Origin of the sequence: Herbaspirillum sp. C7C8 (assembly GCF_022627875.1) — a bacterium.
Classification (GTDB): domain Bacteria; phylum Pseudomonadota; class Gammaproteobacteria; order Burkholderiales; family Burkholderiaceae_D; genus Herbaspirillum.
In genome coordinates this window covers 1-246 of record NZ_JABXGG010000088.1, presented here as the reverse complement: position 1 = coordinate 246, position 246 = coordinate 1, and the positions used below count along the sequence as shown (strand labels likewise).

At 57.7% G+C, this 246-nt stretch carries 1 protein-coding gene; it reads left to right on the top strand.

From position 1 onward, the window contains the following. Positions 1–56: 56 nt before the first annotated feature. Positions 57–246: hypothetical protein (locus tag HWE01_RS22760; RefSeq protein ID WP_241822974.1), on the top strand; the 190-nt coding region annotated here is incomplete at its 3' end.

Below are 246 nucleotides of genomic sequence, written 5' to 3'. Positions count from 1 at the left end.
GACCAGAAGCCGTTCGAGAGCTCGTAGCACGTCGAATCCCGCTGTATCGCTATGTCATGGAGAACACCGTTAACCAGTTCGACCTTGACCGTGCGGACGGCCGTGTTGCCGCTATTAGGGCAGCAGCCCCTCTAGTTACCAGCATTCGCGACCAGTCCTTAGTGGACGGCTATCTGCGTGAACTCTCCCAAGTGGTAGGTACTGATGTTGACCTGGTACGTCGAGAGGTCTCGCGTGCCCGAAGGC